Source organism: Algibacter sp. YIN40, assembly GCF_057219435.1.
In genome coordinates this window covers 1067367-1085610 of the sequence record NZ_JBXVVC010000001.1, presented here as the reverse complement: position 1 = coordinate 1085610, position 18244 = coordinate 1067367, and the positions used below count along the sequence as shown (strand labels likewise).

At 32.9% G+C, this 18244-nt stretch carries 21 protein-coding genes; 9 read left to right on the top strand and 12 right to left on the bottom strand.

The genetic code is table 11. The annotated features are described in order from the left end of the window. Positions 1 to 5: 5 nt before the first annotated feature. Positions 6 to 524, bottom strand: coding sequence for a hypothetical protein (locus tag AC2D6V_RS05145; protein ID WP_484646979.1), 519 nt, complete (start codon positions 522 to 524; stop codon positions 6 to 8). Between the two features lie 227 nt (positions 525 to 751). On the opposite strand from AC2D6V_RS05145, the gene AC2D6V_RS05140 reads away from it, so the two are divergent. The 3 genes from AC2D6V_RS05140 (at position 752) to AC2D6V_RS05130 (ending at position 3460) form a co-directional block, all read left to right on the top strand. Beyond that, positions 752 to 1342, top strand: coding sequence for a HupE/UreJ family protein (locus tag AC2D6V_RS05140; RefSeq protein ID WP_484646978.1), 591 nt, complete (start codon positions 752 to 754; stop codon positions 1340 to 1342). A gap of 97 nt (positions 1343 to 1439) precedes the next feature. Then, positions 1440 to 1871 (top strand): deoxycytidylate deaminase, encoded by a 432-nt coding sequence (locus AC2D6V_RS05135; RefSeq protein ID WP_484646977.1) that lies wholly within the window; start codon positions 1440 to 1442, stop codon positions 1869 to 1871. Beyond that, a complete protein-coding gene (locus tag AC2D6V_RS05130) occupies positions 1871 to 3460 on the top strand; it encodes a S41 family peptidase (protein WP_484646976.1) in 1590 nt (529 codons plus the stop codon). The genes AC2D6V_RS05135 and AC2D6V_RS05130 overlap by 1 nt, the downstream gene beginning before the upstream one ends. On the opposite strand, the gene AC2D6V_RS05125 is transcribed toward AC2D6V_RS05130, so the two are convergent. The 3 genes from AC2D6V_RS05125 to AC2D6V_RS05115 form a co-directional block, all read right to left on the bottom strand. Beyond that, positions 3461 to 4069 (bottom strand): FAD-dependent oxidoreductase, encoded by a 609-nt coding sequence (locus tag AC2D6V_RS05125; protein ID WP_484646975.1) that lies wholly within the window; start codon positions 4067 to 4069, stop codon positions 3461 to 3463. 3 nt (positions 4070 to 4072) lie between these two features. After that, entirely contained in the window at positions 4073 to 4276 is a 204-nt protein-coding gene (locus AC2D6V_RS05120) for a hypothetical protein (RefSeq protein ID WP_484646974.1), read from the bottom strand. 92 nt (positions 4277 to 4368) lie between these two features. Next, complete coding sequence (locus tag AC2D6V_RS05115; RefSeq protein ID WP_484646973.1) at positions 4369 to 4950, bottom strand: MarC family protein; 582 nt, start codon at positions 4948 to 4950, stop codon at positions 4369 to 4371. 104 nt (positions 4951 to 5054) lie between these two features. Between AC2D6V_RS05115 and AC2D6V_RS05110 the strand changes: the two genes are divergently transcribed. The 3 genes from AC2D6V_RS05110 (at position 5055) to AC2D6V_RS05100 (ending at position 9619) form a co-directional block, all read left to right on the top strand. Continuing rightward, entirely contained in the window at positions 5055 to 5624 is a 570-nt protein-coding gene (locus AC2D6V_RS05110; protein WP_484646972.1) for a DUF3109 family protein, read from the top strand. 281 nt (positions 5625 to 5905) lie between these two features. Continuing rightward, positions 5906 to 6889 carry a ribonucleotide-diphosphate reductase subunit beta gene (locus tag AC2D6V_RS05105; RefSeq protein WP_484646971.1) on the top strand — a complete coding sequence of 328 codons (984 nt, stop codon included), beginning with the start codon at positions 5906 to 5908 and terminating at the stop codon, positions 6887 to 6889. 240 nt (positions 6890 to 7129) lie between these two features. Next, positions 7130 to 9619 (top strand): ribonucleoside-diphosphate reductase subunit alpha, encoded by a 2490-nt coding sequence (locus AC2D6V_RS05100; protein ID WP_484646970.1) that lies wholly within the window; start codon positions 7130 to 7132, stop codon positions 9617 to 9619. Between the two features lie 66 nt (positions 9620 to 9685). On the opposite strand, the gene fbp is transcribed toward AC2D6V_RS05100, so the two are convergent. Continuing rightward, positions 9686 to 10693 carry a class 1 fructose-bisphosphatase gene (gene fbp / locus AC2D6V_RS05095; protein ID WP_484646969.1) on the bottom strand — a complete coding sequence of 336 codons (1008 nt, stop codon included), beginning with the start codon at positions 10691 to 10693 and terminating at the stop codon, positions 9686 to 9688. Between the two features lie 124 nt (positions 10694 to 10817). On the opposite strand from fbp, the gene AC2D6V_RS05090 reads away from it, so the two are divergent. From AC2D6V_RS05090 to AC2D6V_RS05080, 3 genes are read left to right on the top strand one after another with little or no spacing between them, the layout of a single operon-like run. After that, entirely contained in the window at positions 10818 to 11297 is a 480-nt protein-coding gene (locus tag AC2D6V_RS05090; RefSeq protein ID WP_484646968.1) for a GNAT family N-acetyltransferase, read from the top strand. Position 11298: 1 nt separating this feature from the next. Next, positions 11299 to 12564 carry an aspartate kinase gene (locus AC2D6V_RS05085; RefSeq protein WP_484646967.1) on the top strand — a complete coding sequence of 422 codons (1266 nt, stop codon included), beginning with the start codon at positions 11299 to 11301 and terminating at the stop codon, positions 12562 to 12564. Between the two features lie 22 nt (positions 12565 to 12586). Continuing rightward, a complete protein-coding gene (locus tag AC2D6V_RS05080; protein WP_484646966.1) occupies positions 12587 to 14419 on the top strand; it encodes a GNAT family N-acyltransferase in 1833 nt (610 codons plus the stop codon). Here AC2D6V_RS05080 and AC2D6V_RS05075 read toward each other — a convergent pair. The 7 genes from AC2D6V_RS05075 to AC2D6V_RS05045 all read right to left on the bottom strand — a co-directional run bounded on the left by AC2D6V_RS05075 (position 14416) and on the right by AC2D6V_RS05045 (position 18243). Beyond that, a complete protein-coding gene (locus AC2D6V_RS05075; RefSeq protein ID WP_484646965.1) occupies positions 14416 to 15039 on the bottom strand; it encodes an arsenate-mycothiol transferase ArsC in 624 nt (207 codons plus the stop codon). The two genes, AC2D6V_RS05080 and AC2D6V_RS05075, sit on opposite strands and share 4 nt — an antisense overlap. Positions 15040 to 15051: 12 nt before the next feature. Beyond that, on the bottom strand, positions 15052 to 15546 hold the full coding sequence (locus AC2D6V_RS05070) for a DUF6428 family protein (RefSeq protein WP_484646964.1): 495 nt from the start codon (positions 15544 to 15546) through the stop codon (positions 15052 to 15054). Positions 15547 to 15615: 69 nt separating this feature from the next. Further along, positions 15616 to 15939, bottom strand: coding sequence for an ArsR/SmtB family transcription factor (locus AC2D6V_RS05065; protein ID WP_484646963.1), 324 nt, complete (start codon positions 15937 to 15939; stop codon positions 15616 to 15618). 99 nt (positions 15940 to 16038) lie between these two features. Further along, entirely contained in the window at positions 16039 to 16488 is a 450-nt protein-coding gene (locus tag AC2D6V_RS05060) for a TM2 domain-containing protein (protein ID WP_484646962.1), read from the bottom strand. Positions 16489 to 16598: 110 nt separating this feature from the next. Beyond that, positions 16599 to 17363 carry a sulfite exporter TauE/SafE family protein gene (locus AC2D6V_RS05055; protein WP_484646961.1) on the bottom strand — a complete coding sequence of 255 codons (765 nt, stop codon included), beginning with the start codon at positions 17361 to 17363 and terminating at the stop codon, positions 16599 to 16601. A 32-nt stretch (positions 17364 to 17395) separates the two neighbouring features. Then, entirely contained in the window at positions 17396 to 17782 is a 387-nt protein-coding gene (locus tag AC2D6V_RS05050) for a VOC family protein (protein ID WP_484646960.1), read from the bottom strand. Continuing rightward, on the bottom strand, positions 17779 to 18243 hold the full coding sequence (locus AC2D6V_RS05045) for a DUF1801 domain-containing protein (RefSeq protein ID WP_484646959.1): 465 nt from the start codon (positions 18241 to 18243) through the stop codon (positions 17779 to 17781). Before AC2D6V_RS05045 ends, AC2D6V_RS05050 begins: the two co-directional genes overlap by 4 nt. Position 18244: the final 1 nt, after the last annotated feature.

Here is an 18244-nt window from a genome sequence, read left to right as displayed (position 1 = left end):
AATATTTAGGGCTTTTCAATGTTTTGATTTTCTAATTCAATGGTTTTATTCATTTGTAGGTCTAGATTAGAAATAGATATCAAAAACTCTTTAATCGTTGACAATAGCTCTTTTTTCGAAGTTGTTTCTAGATTCGCAAAACTTCCAAGTTTGTAAATTTTAGTTTCAACAGTTTTTATTCTTGCAAGTATAGAGCTGTTATTTAATTCCTCAGGTATTGTTTCAATTATGGACTTAAAAAGTTCATCTACTGCCTCTTTATTATCATTAAAATAGCTGAAATCTCCTTTTTTTATGAGCGAAACTTGCTCCTTTAGCTGAATATACTCTAGCCAATTTTCGGTTATTTTTTCTGTTTCTTGGCTAGGAACAAATTCAATAAAATCTAACTTAGAAATATCACTTTCGGTAATCGCTTCGCTTTGTTTTTCCTCAACAACTTCTCGGGGATTTTCTTCTTGAGTATTCTTACAAGAAAAACAAATAATTAGCAAGCATAGGATGCCTAAAAACTTAGCACTCATAGTAGATTTTTTTCATTGGTATATTACAAAGATATAGGAATAGTTCGTTTGTCATAATTTTTCATAAGATATTCGATGATAGTAAAATACAGATTTTTATTGCTTTATTTCTGGAGTTAAGAAGGAAGTATTACAAATAGTGCGTTAATTTTTCCTAAATATAGCAGCACGTTTCTAAAAATTTCAGTAGAAATTGTATATTTATCCACTTCGAAAAAATCAATAGTATGCTTGAAAATTTTTGGTTTAATGTAGAATACGGAATCAACCATGTTCTAGATATTAACGCTTACGATCATGTTCTTTTTTTAATAAGCCTTACCGTTCCGTATGTTTTTAAAGACTGGAAACGCGTATTGTTATTAGTTTCTATGTTTACTTTGGGTCATACGCTATCACTTGTTTTAGCTGCCTATGGTGTTGTAAGCGTAAATGCGCAATTAGTAGAATTTTTAATACCCATCACCATTTTAATAGTCGCTGTTTTTAATGTTTTTACAGCAGGTAAAGGGGCACAGAAAGAGCGTGTTGGTGTTTTATTTTTTACCACCTTGTTTTTCGGACTCATTCATGGTCTTGGATTTGCGAGAGAGTTCCGTATGTTTTTAGGAGAATCTGATAATAAACTGGTTTTACTTCTTGAGTTTGCGCTTGGTATAGAACTTTCACAAGTTATTATTGTATTTATTGTGTTATTTTTAGGGTATCTCGGACAGACCATTTTCAGGTTTTCTAAACGCGATTGGGTAATGGTTGTATCTGCAATAGTAATAGGACTTGTAATTCCTATGCTTCTTGGTAGTGACTTCCTGAGCTAAACTTTCATAAAACTTTAACTATCATACGTTGTAATTAAAATACGAAGCCAGTATATTCGTTATATAGATTCGCACAAAAGAATCAGAAAAAAGATAAATGCCGGAAAAGAAAAAACTTAAATACGATAAAGCATACTTAAGAATTGCTAAAGAATGGGGTAAATTATCTTATTGTAAACGCAAACAAGTAGGAGCCATAATTGTTAAAGATAGAATGATAATTTCTGATGGTTACAACGGAACACCTTCTGGTTTTGAAAACTTTTGTGAAGATGACGAAGGCTATACCAAATGGTATGTTTTACACGCAGAAGCTAATGCAATTTTAAAAGTCGCAGCATCTACACAGTCTTGTAAAGGGGCTACCTTATACATTACGTTATCACCTTGTAAGGAATGTAGTAAATTAATCCATCAAGCTGGCATAATACGTGTTGTATATAATAAAGCATATAAAGATGATTCCGGATTACAATTTTTAAAAAGAGCTGGGATAGAATTACAATTAATTGAAGACTTAAAAGCATAATGCCTTACCAAAAAAAATATTTACCATTACTTGTAGGTGTTGCTATAGCGACAGGTATTTTTGTTGGTGGGAAACTAAATTTCACCGACTCACCAGACCGCTTATTTTCAACAAATAGTAAGAAAGACAAACTAAACAGACTTATTGATTATATAGATTACGATTATGTAGATGAAATCAATACAGATAGTATTGTGGATGTTACTGTTAATGGTATTCTGGAAAATTTAGACCCACATTCGGTTTATATCCCTAAAGAAGATATGGAACGTGTTTCTGAAAATATGAAAGGTGATTTTGTAGGTATCGGCGTAAGCTTTTACACTTATAAAGATACCATTGCGGTTATTAGGTCGTTAGAAAATGGCCCAAGTGAAAAGGCGGGCATTATTGGAGGGGACAGAATCATCATGGCTAATGGCGATTCTCTTTTTGGTGATAGCATAAATGATGGCGACATCATAAAAAAATTAAAAGGTCCAATTAATACCAAAGTTGATTTAAAAGTATTTAGAAAAGGAGAGCCTAGGTTGTTAGATGTTACTGTTAAAAGAGCCAGGATTCCAATAAGAAGTGTCGATGCCGCTTACATGCTCACCGAAAAATTAGGCTACATTAAAGTCAATCGATTTGCTGAATCTACATACAAAGAATTCAAGGAAGCCTTAGATAGGCTTATAGATGAAGGTGCCAAAGAAATTGCCTTAGACCTGCGCGATAACCCAGGAGGTTTTTTAGATATTGCTGAAAGTATGGTCGACGAGTTTTTGGAAGATGATAAACTCATTTTATTCACTAAAAACAAGCGCGGTAATATTGAAAAAAGTTTTGCTACAAGTGAAGGTGATTTTGAAGATGGCAAGGTTTATGTACTCATAAACGAAAACTCTGCTTCTGCTAGCGAAATTGTTGCTGGAGCACTTCAAGATAATGACAAAGGAACTATTATTGGAAGACGGTCCTACGGCAAAGGGTTAGTACAACGAGAAATGGACTTAGGAGATGGTAGCGCTGTTCGTTTAACGGTTTCACGATATTATACACCAACGGGGCGCTCTATTCAAAGGCCTTACGAAAATGGCAACAAGGATTATTATGACGAGTATTTTGAACGTATGGAGAGTGGCGAATTACTTGACCCTGAAAAAATACAAGTTGCTGATTCTTTAAAATTTAAAACCCCTGAAGGTAAAACTGTATATGGTGGTGGTGGCATCATTCCAGATGTGTTTGTGCCAATAGATAATAGCATGTACAATGAGACATTGACTTACCTGCAGCGTAGCGGATTTATAGGCTATTTCGTGTTTGAAGAATTAGAAAAAGACAGACATCTCTATGATGGTATCTCGAGAGATGATTTTATAAATAACTACGAAATAAGTGACGATTTTGTCATGTCCTTTCAAGATTATTTAAATGTCCGTACCGACTCTAAAATAACTTTCGTTGCTTACTACGACGAGGTAAGACAATACATAAAAGCAACATTAGCCGATCAACTTTTTGGCAACGGCGCTTTCGAAGAAGTTTTCAATCAACGCGATATTATGATTGATGAGGTTATTAAGCTGAGTGAAGGAAAATAATTAACCTTCAACTTTATCATGCACCTTCGTGTGTTTCCCGTCATTCCACAGCGTTAGCATATCTGTGGCAACATGAGCGCCGCTTCCAGAAGCTATAGCAAATTGACTACGCCAACCAGCCAAAGTTCCAGTAACATATAAATTCTCTTCAATAAGATGATCTGTGTTTCTCAACCAGATACGGTTTTTTTCAATAGCAGCTCTTGGATGAGGCTCAACATATTGCTCCAAACCTTTAATGTGCATTAAATTAGTATAACCAACAGCAATCACAACAATTTTAGCAGTATACCTGCTTTTATTAGTTTTTACCTCAAAATAGTTTTCTAACTTATTAATAGCTAAAACTTTTTCATTTTCAATTTGTTCAATATGAGGATATAACTGAGATAGTTGTTCTTTACCGCTTTCTAATATAGAAGCACCAGTAGTTTCAGGTTCTAAACCTAGAACATTATTAAATAAAGCGTTTTGTAAGTGGGATGTTTTTTGGTGAGTGATAATAGAAACCCTTTTATCTTTTGCAAAAGGTTTTTCTTTTGCAGACCCCAATACTAATGCACAAGATAAACCTGCAGCGCCACCACCAACTATTAAAGCATCATACATGTTTTAACGGTGCTTTTTTACTTTTTCTTCTATCCGCTTAGAAACTAATAAAATCCACATCAAAATAATAGCACAAAGTGATGCTAACAATGTAATTAGAGCAATAATACTTTCACCTTCAAAAGGAGCTTGCGTATCAATTTTAGACACATTAAAAACCCCTAAAACTGCGGCAATAATTATAATAGTGATGGCAAAATATTTCATGAGGGCATATTTATTTTTTTCAAAAGGTAACATCTATATAAAAGACTTTTCTAAGGCCATACTCTTAGTTCTGGATATTTCATATATTAAAGTTAATTAAATAATACTTTTATATTGTTAGCAAATAGCTTCACAGCAATTGCCAGAAGGATAACACCAAATACTTTCCTAATAATATTTATTCCGTTTGGTCCCAAAAAGCGTTCTATTCTAGAAGACGTTTTTAAAACAATATAAATAAATATAACATTAAGTATAATCGCCACAATAATATTCTCTATGTTAAATTCTGCTCGTAAAGAAAGTAATGTGGTTAAACTTCCTGGGCCAGCAATTAAAGGGAAGGCCAGAGGGAAAACAGAAGCCGTCAGAGGGCTGGTATCTTCCTGTTTATAAAGGGTAATTCCTAAAATCATTTCTAAAGCAATAAAGAATAAGATAAACGCCCCTGCAACCGCAAAAGAATTAACATCAATACCTATAAGGTTTAAAATACTTTTTCCTAAAAACAAAAAAAGCGTCATAATAATTCCAGCAATAATTGAAGCTTTTTCACTTTGAATATGTCCTACTTTTTTACGTAAATCAATTACAATAGGAATATTACCAACAATATCAATTACGGCAAACAATACCATAAAAGCTGTAAATATTTCTTTAAAGTTAAATTGCATGATTTTTAGTTTTTAATGCGCTGCAAAGGTCTATATTAATTATTAAATAACAAGACATAATAAATCGAAAGTTTCTCTATTTTTGCCACTTAAGTATTCTTTTTATGTTTCAGTTAGGTAAAACCATTGTTTCAGAAGATGTTATTGAAAAAGACTTTATGTGCAATCTTTCTGCATGTAAAGGCGCATGTTGTGTTGATGGTGACGCTGGTGCACCTTTAGAAAAGGACGAAGCCAAAATTCTTGAAGACATATATCCAAAAGTTAAACCGTTTTTACGTACAGAGGGTATAAAAGCAATTGAATCTCAAGGAGCTTATGTTGCAACCGAAGATGGCGAATTAGAAACACCTTTAATTAATGGTGCAGATTGTGCTTATGTGATTTTTGATGATAAAAAAGTAGCACTTTGTGGTATCGAAGAAGCCTATAATCAAGGTGAGATTGCTTGGAAAAAACCCCTTTCATGTCATTTATATCCCGTTCGCATAAAAGATTATAGCGAATTTTCAGCGGTTAATTATCATAAATGGCAAATTTGTGATGATGCATGCACACTCGGTAAAGAACTTCAAATTCCTATCTATAAATTTGTAAAAGAAGCACTCATTAGAAAATTTGGAGAAGATTGGTATATGGAGTTAGAAAAAATAGCTCAAGCTTCAAATCGTTAAAAATTTATTTAATTTTTCTTCATTAAAATCAGTATTTTCTTCATTTAGCGAAAAGATCAAAACCTCAATCTTTATAGGCGCTAAGCGAATCTTGTTAATTATAAAACTTTGATTATCAATCGCTTATAATTAAACAGGTTTAATTAACAAATGTTAAGCTTTGTTAAAAACTTGTTGACAATGTTTATAACTATACCTTTCTTTTTTAAGTTCTATTTTGAATCTTTGTTAACCCGAAACCGAAGTAAATTTTCGTCAAACTTTTATAAAATTCAGAAACAATGTCGCAGACAGCAGTAGAGCCTATTCTTCAAGAAAATAAAGATCGTTTTGTTATTTTTCCTATTCAACATCATGACCTTTGGGAATGGTATAAAAAATCTGAAGCAAGTTTTTGGACAGCTGAGGAAATAGATTTACATCAAGATCTTACTGACTGGGCTACTAAGTTAAATGATGACGAGCGCTACTTTATCAAACACATTCTAGCATTTTTCGCAGCAAGTGATGGTATTGTAAATGAAAATTTAGCAGAGAATTTTGTAAACGAAGTACAATATAGTGAGGCAAAATTCTTTTATGGTTTCCAAATTATGATGGAAAACATTCATAGTGAGACCTATTCCCTTTTAATTGACACTTACGTAAAAGACGAAAAAGAAAAAGATATCTTATTTAATGCCATTGATAACTTTCCTGCTATCAAGAAAAAAGCCGATTGGGCATTAAAATGGATTGAATCACCAAGTTTTGCTGAACGATTAATTGCTTTTGCAGCGGTTGAGGGCATTTTCTTTTCAGGCGCATTTTGCTCAATTTTCTGGTTAAAGAAAAGAGGGTTAATGCCAGGATTAACATTTTCTAACGAGTTAATCTCAAGAGATGAAGGTGTACATGCAGACTTTGCAGTTCACCTCCACAATGAACATTTAGTTAATAAAGTACCTAAAGCACGTATTAGAGAGATTTTAATCGACGCTTTAAATATAGAAAGAGAATTTATCACAGAATCTTTACCGGCAAGTTTAATAGGTATGAATGCCGTTTTAATGGCACAGTATTTAGAATTTGTAACAGACAGATTATTATACGAGTTAGGTTGTGAAAAGGAATACAATACAGCAAATCCATTTGATTTTATGGATATGATTTCGTTACAAGGAAAAACCAATTTCTTTGAAAAACGTGTTTCTGAATACCAAAAAGCTGGTGTCCTTAATAAAGAAGAAGAAAAAGATAAATTCAGTTTTGATGCCGATTTTTAAATGTTTTCTGTAAAAAATATTTAAAAGTACATTTCCATACTAATGGAAAATTAAACAAATTTTATTGCCAATAAACAAAAGTAGCCTTACGGTATAATCTATCTGAAGGAATTAACTTTAAGTTTATTAAGCTAACAAAACAACTAAGTTTCAACTAATCGACAATTAGAAAAACTTAGGCTAACCAATTAACCCATTTTCTGAAGGTGTATCAGAAAAACTAAAAAAAACGTGTAAACAATGTATGTAGTAAAAAGAGACGGAAGAAAAGAGCAAATAATGTTCGACAAAATCACTGCTAGAGTGAGGAAACTGTGTTATGGACTTAACGAATTGGTAGACCCATTAAAGGTTACCATGCGTGTTATTGAAGGTTTGTATGATGGCGTAACCACAAGCGAACTTGATAATCTTGCGGCAGAAATTGCAGCAACCATGACTACAGCACATCCTGATTATGCGCGTCTCGCAGCAAGAATTTCCGTTTCTAACTTGCATAAAAACACGAAGAAAACCTTTAGTGAGGTTATGCACGACTTGTACACTTATGTAAACCCAAGAACAGGAAAAGATGCCCCGTTATTATCTGATGAAGTATACAAAGTAATTATGGATAACAAAGACCGTCTTGACTCCACAATTATTTATAACCGTGATTTTGGATATGATTATTTCGGCTTCAAAACTTTAGAGCGTTCCTACCTTCTAAAACTAAATGGTGAAATTGCAGAAAGACCTCAACACATGCTTATGAGAGTTTCAGTAGGTATTCATCTAAACGATTTAGAGTCTGCTATTGAAACTTACGAGTTGATGTCTAAAAAGTATTTTACACATGCTACACCTACATTATTCAACGCTGGTACACCAAAACCACAAATGTCATCTTGTTTCTTATTAACTATGAAAGAAGATAGTATTGACGGTATTTACGACACATTAAAACAAACAGCAAAAATATCTCAATCTGCTGGTGGAATTGGTTTAGCAATGCATAACATCCGTGCAACTGGCAGTTACATTGCTGGTACTAATGGGACATCTAACGGTATCGTACCAATGTTAAAAGTATTTAATGATACAGCACGTTATGTAGATCAAGGTGGTGGAAAGCGTAAAGGAAGTTTCGCTATGTATCTAGAAACTTGGCATGCAGATATTTTTGATTTCCTAGATTTAAAAAAGAATCATGGAAAAGAAGAAATGCGTGCACGTGATTTATTCTATGCTATGTGGATTTCAGATTTATTCATGAAACGTGTTCAAGAAAATGGCGAGTGGACTTTAATGTGCCCTAACGAATGTCCTGGTTTACCTGAAACGCATAGTGAGGAATTTGAGGCATTATATTTAAAATATGAAGCTGAAGGTAAGGGTCGTAAAACTATAAAAGCACGTGAGCTTTGGGAGAAAATATTAGAATCTCAAATTGAAACAGGGACACCTTATATGTTGTATAAAGATGCAGCTAATCGCAAATCTAACCAAAAGAACTTGGGTACTATTCGTTCATCAAATCTATGTACAGAGATTTTAGAATATACATCTCCAGACGAGGTAGCTGTTTGTAATTTAGCATCCATTGCATTACCAATGTTTGTAAAAAATGGAGAATTCGACCATAAAGAGTTATTCAAAATCACTAAGCGCGTAACTAAAAACTTAAATAGAGTAATTGACAGGAATTACTATCCAGTAATTGAAGCAGAAAATTCAAATATGCGACACAGACCAATTGGTTTAGGTGTTCAAGGTTTAGCAGATACATTCATTCAATTACGTTTACCTTTCACAAGTGATGAGGCTAAAAAGTTAAATCAAGATATTTTTGAAACGCTTTACTATGCAGCTGTTACAGCTAGTATGGAAGAAGCTAAAACAGATGGCCCTTATAAAACCTATAAAGGTTCTCCTATAAGTAATGGAGAATTTCAACATAACCTTTGGGGTATGAAAGATGAGGAGTTAAGTGGTCGTTGGGACTGGAGTAAATTGCGTAAACAAGTGCTTAAAAACGGTGTGCGTAATTCGTTATTAGTAGCACCAATGCCAACAGCATCTACTTCTCAAATTCTTGGAAACAATGAATGTTTTGAACCATATACTTCTAATATTTACACACGTCGCGTATTATCGGGAGAATTTATTGTTGTAAACAAACATTTATTAGAAGATTTAGTAGAATTAGGTCTTTGGAATGACAGTCTCAAACAAGATATTATGCGTGCCAATGGTTCTGTACAGGATATTGACACTATTCCTCAAGATATAAAAGAGCTTTATAAAACCGTTTGGGAATTAAGCATGAAAGACATTATAGACATGTCTCGCCAAAGAGGTTACTTTATAGACCAGTCGCAATCGCTTAACTTATTTATGGAAGGAGCAACTATGTCTAAATTAACATCGATGCATTTTTATGCATGGAAAAGCGGTTTGAAAACAGGGATGTACTATTTACGTACTAAGAGTGCTGTGGATGCTATTAAGTTTACATTAAAAACCACAAAAAAAGAAGATACTATAGCAGAAGTTGTAGAGGTTAACACGGTAGCTGTAGAACAAGAGGAATCAAAGAAAAAGAAATTAGCAGCTCAAAATGCGGCTAAGTTCGCAAAACAAAGTACGCCAGAAGTAGATGTTGAGCCAATGTCTGCAGAAGAAATGAAGGCACTTATTGCACAATCGAAAGCTGGACAAGATGATGATTGTTTAATGTGTGGATCTTAATAAAGATTCTTTAATATTTAAATTAAGTGTTAAAAAAAGCATCTCAATTGAGATGCTTTTTTCTTTTTATTTAGAAGCTTCCATAAACTCTTCGGCTTTTTCAACCATATTTCTACTACCACAAACAAACGGAACCCGCTCATGTAATTCGGTAGGTTGGATATCCATAATTCTTGTAAACCCATCACTTGCCTTTCCATTAGCTTGTTCTGCTAGATATGCCATAGGATTACACTCGTAAAGTAGTCTTAGTTTTCCTTTAGGATTCTTAGAACTTTGCGGATATAAATAGATTCCTCCTTTAATCATATTTCTATGAAAATCTGAAACTAAAGACCCTATATATCGAGATGTGTAAGGACGATCCCCTTCTTCTTGTTGGCAGTATTTTATATAATTTTTAATACCTTGTGGAAAATGGATATAATTCCCTTCGTTTACCGAATAAATAGCACCATCTTTAGGAAATTGCATATCGGGGTGAGATAAATAAAAAGAGCCTATTGCTGGGTTTAATGTAAAACCATTCACTCCATCTCCAGTCGTATAAACTAACATGGTAGACGTCCCATATACTACGTAACCTGCAGCAACCTGTTTATTTCCTTGTTGTAAAAAGTCTTCTAATGTTACGGGAGTTCCTACTGGTGTTACTCGCCTATAAATTGAAAAAATTGTTCCCACGGATACATTAACATCAATATTCGAAGACCCATCCAAAGGATCAATTAAAACTACATATTTATTTTGATGGTTTTCATCTTGACTGTTAATTGTAATAAAATCATCCTCTTCTTCACTAGCTATGCCACAAACAATATTTCTTTTTGTAAGGGTTTGGATAAACTTTTCATTAGCATAAACATCTAATTTTTGTTGATCTTCACCTTGAATATTTGTATCTCCAGCTGCTCCTATTATGTCTACCAACCCTGCTTTATTAACTTCATGATTTACAACCTTAGCTGCTAGTCTAATAGAGTTAAGTAAGCTAGATAATTCTCCAGATGAATATTTAAATGATGATTGATTTTCAATAATAAACTCCCCAAGAGTTTGCTTTTTATGAGACATATTTAAAGATTGATTTTGTTAGTGCAAATATCTGTAATTTTTGTATAACTACAACGATTTCGCTAAAGATAAGTACTATAACATAATGAACTTTCAACTATATTTGAAATTATTTAAATAAACTATGAATTTCTTAATAAGACCCGCTAAAAAATACGATATGCCCGAAGTCCTTAAGCTCATTAAGGAACTAGCGCTTTTCGAAAAAGAACCACACGCAGTTGAAGTGACTGTGCAAGATTTGCAACAAGACGGTTTTGGCGAAAACCCAAAGTTTCATTGTTTTGTAGCTGAGGTGAATTCAAAAGTAGAGGGGATTGCTTTAATTTATAATCGTTACTCGACATGGAAAGGAAAAGCCATTCATTTAGAAGATTTAATTGTGAGTGAAACAATGCGAGGGACAGGAATGGGCACTGCTCTTTTAGATGAAGTTATTAAATATGCACACAATTTAGGTGTAAAACGTGTTAATTGGGAGGTATTAGATTGGAACGAGCCTGCAATAGCCTTTTACGAGAAAAAGGGAGCTAATGTTATGCGAGATTGGGATGTTGTTCAATTAAATGAAGAAGGCATTAAAAATTATATAGCAAAATTATAATATGCAAGTATTTAAGTTTGGTGGAGCGTCAGTAAATGACGCTGAAGGTGTTAAAAATTTAGCCTCTGTTTTACAAAAAATAGGCTATAAAAATACTTTGGTTGTGGTTTCCGCAATGGGTAAAACCACAAATGCTTTAGAGCTTGTAATAACTAATTATTTTAACCACAAAGCAAAATTACAAAGCTCTTTACAAGACGTTATTAAATTCCATAATGCCATTTTAATCGATTTATTTGATCCCGATAGCTATCGGGATGAGAATCATCCAGTTTTTCAAAAAATTTCTACCTTTTTTAAAGAATTAAACGGATTTCTACGAACCAATAAATCCCCTGATTATAATTTTGTATACGATCAAGTAATTGGTTTTGGAGAACTGATATCAACTACAATTATTAGTGAATATCTAAATACAGTTGGATTAAAAAACAATTGGATTGATGTAAGAGATTATATTAAAACAGACAGTTATTATAGATGTGCTAACGTAAACTGGGAAAAGACCCAAAACCGAATAACTTCGAACTATAAAAAATCTATTTTAAATATTACACAAGGGTTTTTAAGTAGCGATGCAAATAACTTTACTACTACGCTGGGAAGAGAGGGAAGCGATTATACAGCTGCGATTTTTGCCTATTGTTTAAACGTTAATAGCGTTACCATTTGGAAGGATGTTCCAGGGGTTTTAAATGCAGACCCACGTTATTTTGAAAATTCAAAACTTTTAAATAAAATCTCTTATAGAGAAGCTATAGAATTAGCATTTTACGGAGCTTCGGTTATTCACCCTAAAACACTACAGCCCTTACAAAGAAAGGAGATTCCTTTATTTGTGAAATCTTTTTTAAATCCAGAAGATTCAGGAACACGAATTGGCAAAGAAGTTGTCTTAGAACCAATGATTCCATGTTTTATAGTAAAGAAAAACCAAGTGCTTATTCAATTATCTTCATTGGCCTTTTCATATATAGTTGAAGAGAATATAAGTGAAATTTTCAATCTATTGCACCTTTATAAAATGAAAGTTGATGTTATTCAAAATTCGGCAATTAGTTTTTCGGTATGCATAGATAATATTTACAATAATCTTGAAAAATTATTACATCACTTGAAAGCTAAATTCAAAGTTACTTGTTATGAAAACGTCTCTCTTTATACCATTCGTCATTATAACGAAAAAGCAATTGTACAAATAGAAACAGGCAAAACAGTGTTGCTAAAACAATTAACACCTGAAACCGTTCAAGTAGTAACTAAATAGTTTATTTAGTACATTTACACCCATGACCAAACAACAAAACTCTGGCTTAGTAACTGCAAAGGAAGTAGCAAAGGCTATCCAATTGGATAAGTATGGTTTTATAGGCACTTTTCTAGGTTGGATTTTAATGAAGGTCCTAAAAATTTCTACACTAAACAAAGTTTACAATAGAAACAAGCATTTAGAAGAATTATCATTTTTAAATGGGGTTTTGGACGATTTTCAAATTAAATTCGAAATCCCTGAAGAAGACTTAAAGCGTTTACCTAAAGATGGTGCTTATATAACCGTATCGAATCATCCATTAGGAGGAATAGATGGTATTCTACTTTTAAAACTGATGTTAGAACAGCGCAAAGATTTTAAAATAATTGCCAATTTTTTATTACATCGCATTGAGCCTTTAAAGCCTTACATCATGCCTGTAAATCCATTTGAGGACAGAAAAGATGCAAAATCTAGTATTGCTGGTTTTAAAAATTCTATTCTTCATTTACGAGACGGACACCCTCTAGGTGTTTTTCCTGCTGGTGAAGTTTCAACATATCGAGATGGCAAGCTAGTGGTAGATAAACCTTGGGAAGAAGCTGCGATGAAACTTATTCAAAAAGCAGAGATCCCTGTAGTTCCAATATATTTTCATGCCAAAAACAGTAAGTTGTTTTATAAGCTTTCTAAAATTAGTGACACATTTAGAACTGCTAAATTACCTTCTGAATTATTAACGCAAAAACGTCGTGTTATTAAGGTTAGAATTGGAAGACCTATTTCTGTAAACGATCAAAAAGAACACACTTCGCTTGATGAATTTTCTGATTTCTTAAGACGAAAAACATATATGCTATCTAATGCGTTTGAGGATAAGCCTAAAATATTAGATAATTTATCATCATCATTAAAAACCACGAAAACGCCTAAACGTATTGTTACTCCAGTGGATTCTGAATTAATGGTTAATGAAGTTGCTGTGCTTCGGAAAGACGATTTAAGACTTTTGCAAAGTAAAAATTATGAAGTTTTTTTGGCGCAAGAAGATAAAATTCCAAATATCTTGCGTGAAATTGGTAGATTGCGTGAAATTACTTTTAGAGAAGTAGGTGAAGGCACGAATGAAGCTATTGATTTAGATGCTTTTGACAGTTACTACCACCATATGTTTCTTTGGGATAGTGACAGAAAGGTTATTGTTGGCGCCTATAGAATGGGGCTAGGATCTCAAATATTTGAACGATATGGTATCGATGGATTCTATCTTCAAGATTTATTTCGATTTGAGCCAGAATTGTACAAAATGATGAGCCAGTCTATAGAAATGGGGCGTGCATTCATTATTAAAGAATATCAGCAAAAACCGATGCCTTTATTTCTGCTTTGGAAAGGTATTGTACATATAACATTGCGTTATCCAGAACACAAATATTTAATTGGTGGTGTAAGTATTAGTAATCAGTTTTCAAATTTCTCAAAATCATTAATGGTCGAGTTTATGAAATCGCATTACTACGACCCTTATATTGCGCAATATGTGCATCCTAAAAAAGAATTTAAGGTAAAATTAAAAGACGCAGATAAAGATTTTGTGTTTGATGAAGCTGAGGCCGATTTAAATAAGTTCGATAAATTTATTGATGAAATAGAACCAGGTGCTTTGCGCTTACCTGTATTACTTAAAAAGTACATAAAACAAAATGCGCGTCTAGTCGCTTTTAACGTAGATCCGCTTTTTAATAATTCGGTTGATGGGTTGATGTATATCAAAATTGCTGACTTACCAGAAAGCACCGTACGTCCTGTTATGGAAGAATTTCAAGCAGAGTTGGAGCGTAAGTTTATGACTAATAATGGAACAAATTAACCTAAACTAGAAAAAACAAACTTCATCTCGGTAGCTATTTGCAAACTTCTTTCTAAATATGTTTTCGTTTGTTGTGGTGTACCATCAGATTTTTTAGGGTCTTCGTAAGTTATTGCCATACGTTTATCACATCCAAAAACCATTGGGCAACCTTTATCTGCGGAAGAACAAGTCATAATCGCTACAAATTCTGACGTAGGATTAAAGTCGCTACTAAACTCTTTCGAAAAAGCTATAATAGCAGGTTCATTTTCAGAAAACTTAACACTGTACACAGGATTATTTTCTTTTGAAAGTGCAACAACTTTAAATCCTTGATTCACTAAAGTTTCTCCAACTTTTGGAAACATGGCAGTTGCCTCAGTTCCTCCAGAATAACACGACACATTATTTATATTATAATAAGCAGCCATTGTTTGTGCCCATATTTGAGACAAATGACTACGACGCGAATTATGTGTGCAAATAAAATTCAATCGTATTGATTTATTTGCATTAATGCTTTCTTTTAAATAATCTATTAAAGGTTGAAGTATTTTTTTTCTTTCTTCAGAAATAAGGGCTATATCTAATGTTTCTATAACATTAGATATAGCTTCAAATAATATTCTATTACTCATTTATAATTTATCTTAACAACAATTCCCATCTGGCGTACAACATGGCTCTCCAGTAGATACTGTCTCTAATTCGTCTTGAACACCACAAGTTTCTTTGGCCTTACAATCTGTTTTTTCGACAGCTAATTTAACTATTAAGTTGTTACCTCGTATTTCGAAATCGTTAACAAATAGTTGTGCTGTGTGAAAATTAGCATTGCTATATTCAAATTTAACTTCTGCATCAAGTTCGTAAGGCTTCATTTTACCAACCTTTTTAAGAATTGCCAATGCTTTATAAACCGACATATATTCAGTTTTACCAAATTCACTTGGGCTTTCCCATAGTTGAATTATTGTCTCTTTCCAAGCATCGGTTTGCGAACCACAATCAACAGAGTCTATTGTGAGATGTTTTACTTCGGTTATATGGTAGTTAGCACCAACCAATAAATTAGGTGCGTATTCAAATAATAAAGATTTATCTTGATTCTCTTCAAGTACTTTAAATAATTCTTGTGTTTTCATGATTTTTAAATTTTTATTTTAAGTTTTCACTTCGACTGCGCTCAGTGTAGCAGCTAAGCATATTAATGTTTAACAGCAATTTGATTTTGTTGTATTAAAAAATGAGTTTAATTGATTTTGAATTTCTACCCATCTATCTATGTTAATGCAGTAGCACATACTTTTACCTTCTACTTGTCCATTAAGTAATCCAACACTTTTTAACTCCTTTAGATGTTGAGAAATCGTTGCTTGCGCTAAACCAATTTCGACAACTAAATCGTTACAAATACACGCATTCTGATTACTTATATACTGCAATATGGACACACGTGCTGGATGCCCCAAGACTTTAAAAACTTGTGCTAAATCATTTTGCTTATCGGTAAATATTTGAGTTTTCGTAATTCCCATTATATCATTTTAATATTGCAATATTACGATATTAAAATGATTTAAAAAAGCCAAAACATGTTTTTTTGGCTTTTGTTTTTATATATTGTTACAAATTAATTAGAACCAAGACTTTTTGCCTGCTTGATATGTATTATAAAAATCAGCATCAGACTTTGTAAGATATATGATTCCTTCTATTAATCCAATTACTCCAGAGATTGCAGATGTAATTCCACATGTTACAAATCCTAAAAGACCTAAAACTAGTAAAATAATACCTTCTTTTTGGTATCCTAAAATAAACTTGTGAATTCCAATCCAGCCTAAAAGAATACCTAAAACACCTGCAAGTACTTTTTTATTGTCACCTGCTGCTTTATCAAATGCTTCTTTAGCCTCTTCTGCAAACTCTGATGCAGATTCCTTAGCTTCACTAGCAAATTCTTTTGCCTTCTCTTTTGCTTCTTCTGCAAACTCTCCAGCTTTATCGGCCGCCTTTTTTGCGCCTTCTTTAGCATCTCCTAACATATCGTTAAGGTCGTCGCTTAAATTTTTTTCATCAGACATAATCTATAATATTGTTTTGATTAGAAAATAAAAATAGTGAAAATTTAAATTCTCCACTACATATATGTACTTCTAATTAGAATATTGTTACAAGAATAGCAATGGATTCCTTATCTAAATAATAAAATAACTCCCCCAATGGCAGTCACAATCAATATAAACCGCCTATAATTTACATTAGATATACGTCTAACAAGGGCAACCCCGATAAAAAATCCAATAATTACTACAGGAACCATTATTGAATTTAACACTAAGGTTTGTAATGTAATGGTTTCCCAAACAAAAAAATGAAATGGTAATTTAAATACATTGATAATGAAAAATAACCATGCAGCCGTACCAATAAATTCGTTTTTTGGAAAGCGCATTGCTAGAAAATAAATATTTGAAATAGGGCCTGCCAAATTACCTATCATGGTTGTAAAGCCGGCTAAAAATCCTGTACCGCTCGAAAATAATTTGTTACTAGGAACTCTATTTGACTTTCTGTTTTCAGTATAAAACATAATTAAAACGGAAGCTATTATAATAATTGCCATCATCCGTTTAAAAATGATTTCAGAAATATCGTTACCTATCCATACACCTACTAAAACCCCAATAATCATCCATGGGATAAGTTTTTTTATATAATCCCACCGTGCGTGCCTATTATAATAAATAACAGCAAAAATATCGGCAGTTATAAGCATAGGAAGTAAAATTCCTGTTGAAGCTTTTTCGCCAAAAACAAAAGCTAGAATCACTACTATAATAATGCCAATTCCCTTAATGCCCGCCTTAGATAAACCCAATAAAAAGACTGCAATGCAAATTGCAGCCCATTGGATAATTGACAAATTATAGGATTGTAGAATTTCTAAATAATTCAAAAAAGCTAGTTCTACTTAATTAAAAAACGAATTTACAAAAACGCACTGTCAACAGGTTCCCATAATTCTATTTTGTTCCCATCGTTATCTAGAATCCATCCAAATTTTCCATATTCATATTCTTCTATTTCGCCAACAATAGTAACGCCTTCTTCTTTTAGTGTTTCAAGTAATTCATGCAGATTTTCTACCCGATAGTTAAACATAAAGTCTTTTTTAGAAGGCTCGTAATATTTAGTGTCCTGAGCAAATGGGCTCCATTGTGTTGAACACTTATTACCTTCTTTATCCTTCCACCAAAAGGTACATCCGTAATCATCGGTATTAAACCCTAAATGTTTGTTATACCAGTCTTTTGTTTCTTTTGGATTTTTAGTTTTAAAAAACAAACCGCCAATACCTGTTACACGATTTTTCATTTTTCTCTGTTTTTAACGGCAGATTCGTAAATATTAATCCATTCTTCAGTACTTATTTTACCCGTAAGCTCTCCAATAAGATCAAAAGGGATATCATTCATTCTTTTAAACCTGATGCAGCTTTTCCCTATATCTAGTTTATACTTACAACGTTTAGCATATTCAGATACAAACCAATCCATAAGTTCTTGTTTTGCATATAAAACCATACTGTAAACTGCAACAAAGTTTTTCTGCGACGCCAAATTCATAAATGGTAATGGTAATTTAGTATCACAATGATACCCATCTGGATATACCGAATGCGGAATTACATAGCCTAACATGCCATAATTCATGGTTTCTTCCATCCCTTTGGGTAAATTATCTAAAATTTGCTGTCTTAATTTTTGGATAAGTTCTTTTCTATCTTCTGGTAATTCGTCCAGATATTGTTGTGGGGATGTTGCTTTAGATTGCATA

Bases quoted from the DNA above. Each gene is read 5' to 3' on its own strand.
- AC2D6V_RS05145 (WP_484646979.1), bottom strand. From the start codon at position 524: ATGAGTGCTAAGTTTTTAGGCATCCTATGCTTGCTAATTATTTGTTTT.
- AC2D6V_RS05140 (WP_484646978.1), top strand. From the start codon at position 752: ATGCTTGAAAATTTTTGGTTTAATGTAGAATACGGAATCAACCATGTT.
- AC2D6V_RS05135 (WP_484646977.1), top strand. From the start codon at position 1,440: ATGCCGGAAAAGAAAAAACTTAAATACGATAAAGCATACTTAAGAATT.
- AC2D6V_RS05130 (WP_484646976.1), top strand. From the start codon at position 1,871: ATGCCTTACCAAAAAAAATATTTACCATTACTTGTAGGTGTTGCTATA.
- AC2D6V_RS05125 (WP_484646975.1), bottom strand. From the start codon at position 4,069: ATGTATGATGCTTTAATAGTTGGTGGTGGCGCTGCAGGTTTATCTTGT.
- AC2D6V_RS05120 (WP_484646974.1), bottom strand. From the start codon at position 4,276: ATGAAATATTTTGCCATCACTATTATAATTATTGCCGCAGTTTTAGGG.
- AC2D6V_RS05115 (WP_484646973.1), bottom strand. From the start codon at position 4,950: ATGCAATTTAACTTTAAAGAAATATTTACAGCTTTTATGGTATTGTTT.
- AC2D6V_RS05110 (WP_484646972.1), top strand. From the start codon at position 5,055: ATGTTTCAGTTAGGTAAAACCATTGTTTCAGAAGATGTTATTGAAAAA.
- AC2D6V_RS05105 (WP_484646971.1), top strand. From the start codon at position 5,906: ATGTCGCAGACAGCAGTAGAGCCTATTCTTCAAGAAAATAAAGATCGT.
- AC2D6V_RS05100 (WP_484646970.1), top strand. From the start codon at position 7,130: ATGTATGTAGTAAAAAGAGACGGAAGAAAAGAGCAAATAATGTTCGAC.
- fbp (WP_484646969.1), bottom strand. From the start codon at position 10,693: ATGTCTCATAAAAAGCAAACTCTTGGGGAGTTTATTATTGAAAATCAA.
- AC2D6V_RS05090 (WP_484646968.1), top strand. From the start codon at position 10,818: ATGAATTTCTTAATAAGACCCGCTAAAAAATACGATATGCCCGAAGTC.
- AC2D6V_RS05085 (WP_484646967.1), top strand. From the start codon at position 11,299: ATGCAAGTATTTAAGTTTGGTGGAGCGTCAGTAAATGACGCTGAAGGT.
- AC2D6V_RS05080 (WP_484646966.1), top strand. From the start codon at position 12,587: ATGACCAAACAACAAAACTCTGGCTTAGTAACTGCAAAGGAAGTAGCA.
- AC2D6V_RS05075 (WP_484646965.1), bottom strand. From the start codon at position 15,039: ATGAGTAATAGAATATTATTTGAAGCTATATCTAATGTTATAGAAACA.
- AC2D6V_RS05070 (WP_484646964.1), bottom strand. From the start codon at position 15,546: ATGAAAACACAAGAATTATTTAAAGTACTTGAAGAGAATCAAGATAAA.
- AC2D6V_RS05065 (WP_484646963.1), bottom strand. From the start codon at position 15,939: ATGGGAATTACGAAAACTCAAATATTTACCGATAAGCAAAATGATTTA.
- AC2D6V_RS05060 (WP_484646962.1), bottom strand. From the start codon at position 16,488: ATGTCTGATGAAAAAAATTTAAGCGACGACCTTAACGATATGTTAGGA.
- AC2D6V_RS05050 (WP_484646960.1), bottom strand. From the start codon at position 17,782: ATGAAAAATCGTGTAACAGGTATTGGCGGTTTGTTTTTTAAAACTAAA.
- AC2D6V_RS05045 (WP_484646959.1), bottom strand. From the start codon at position 18,243: ATGCAATCTAAAGCAACATCCCCACAACAATATCTGGACGAATTACCA.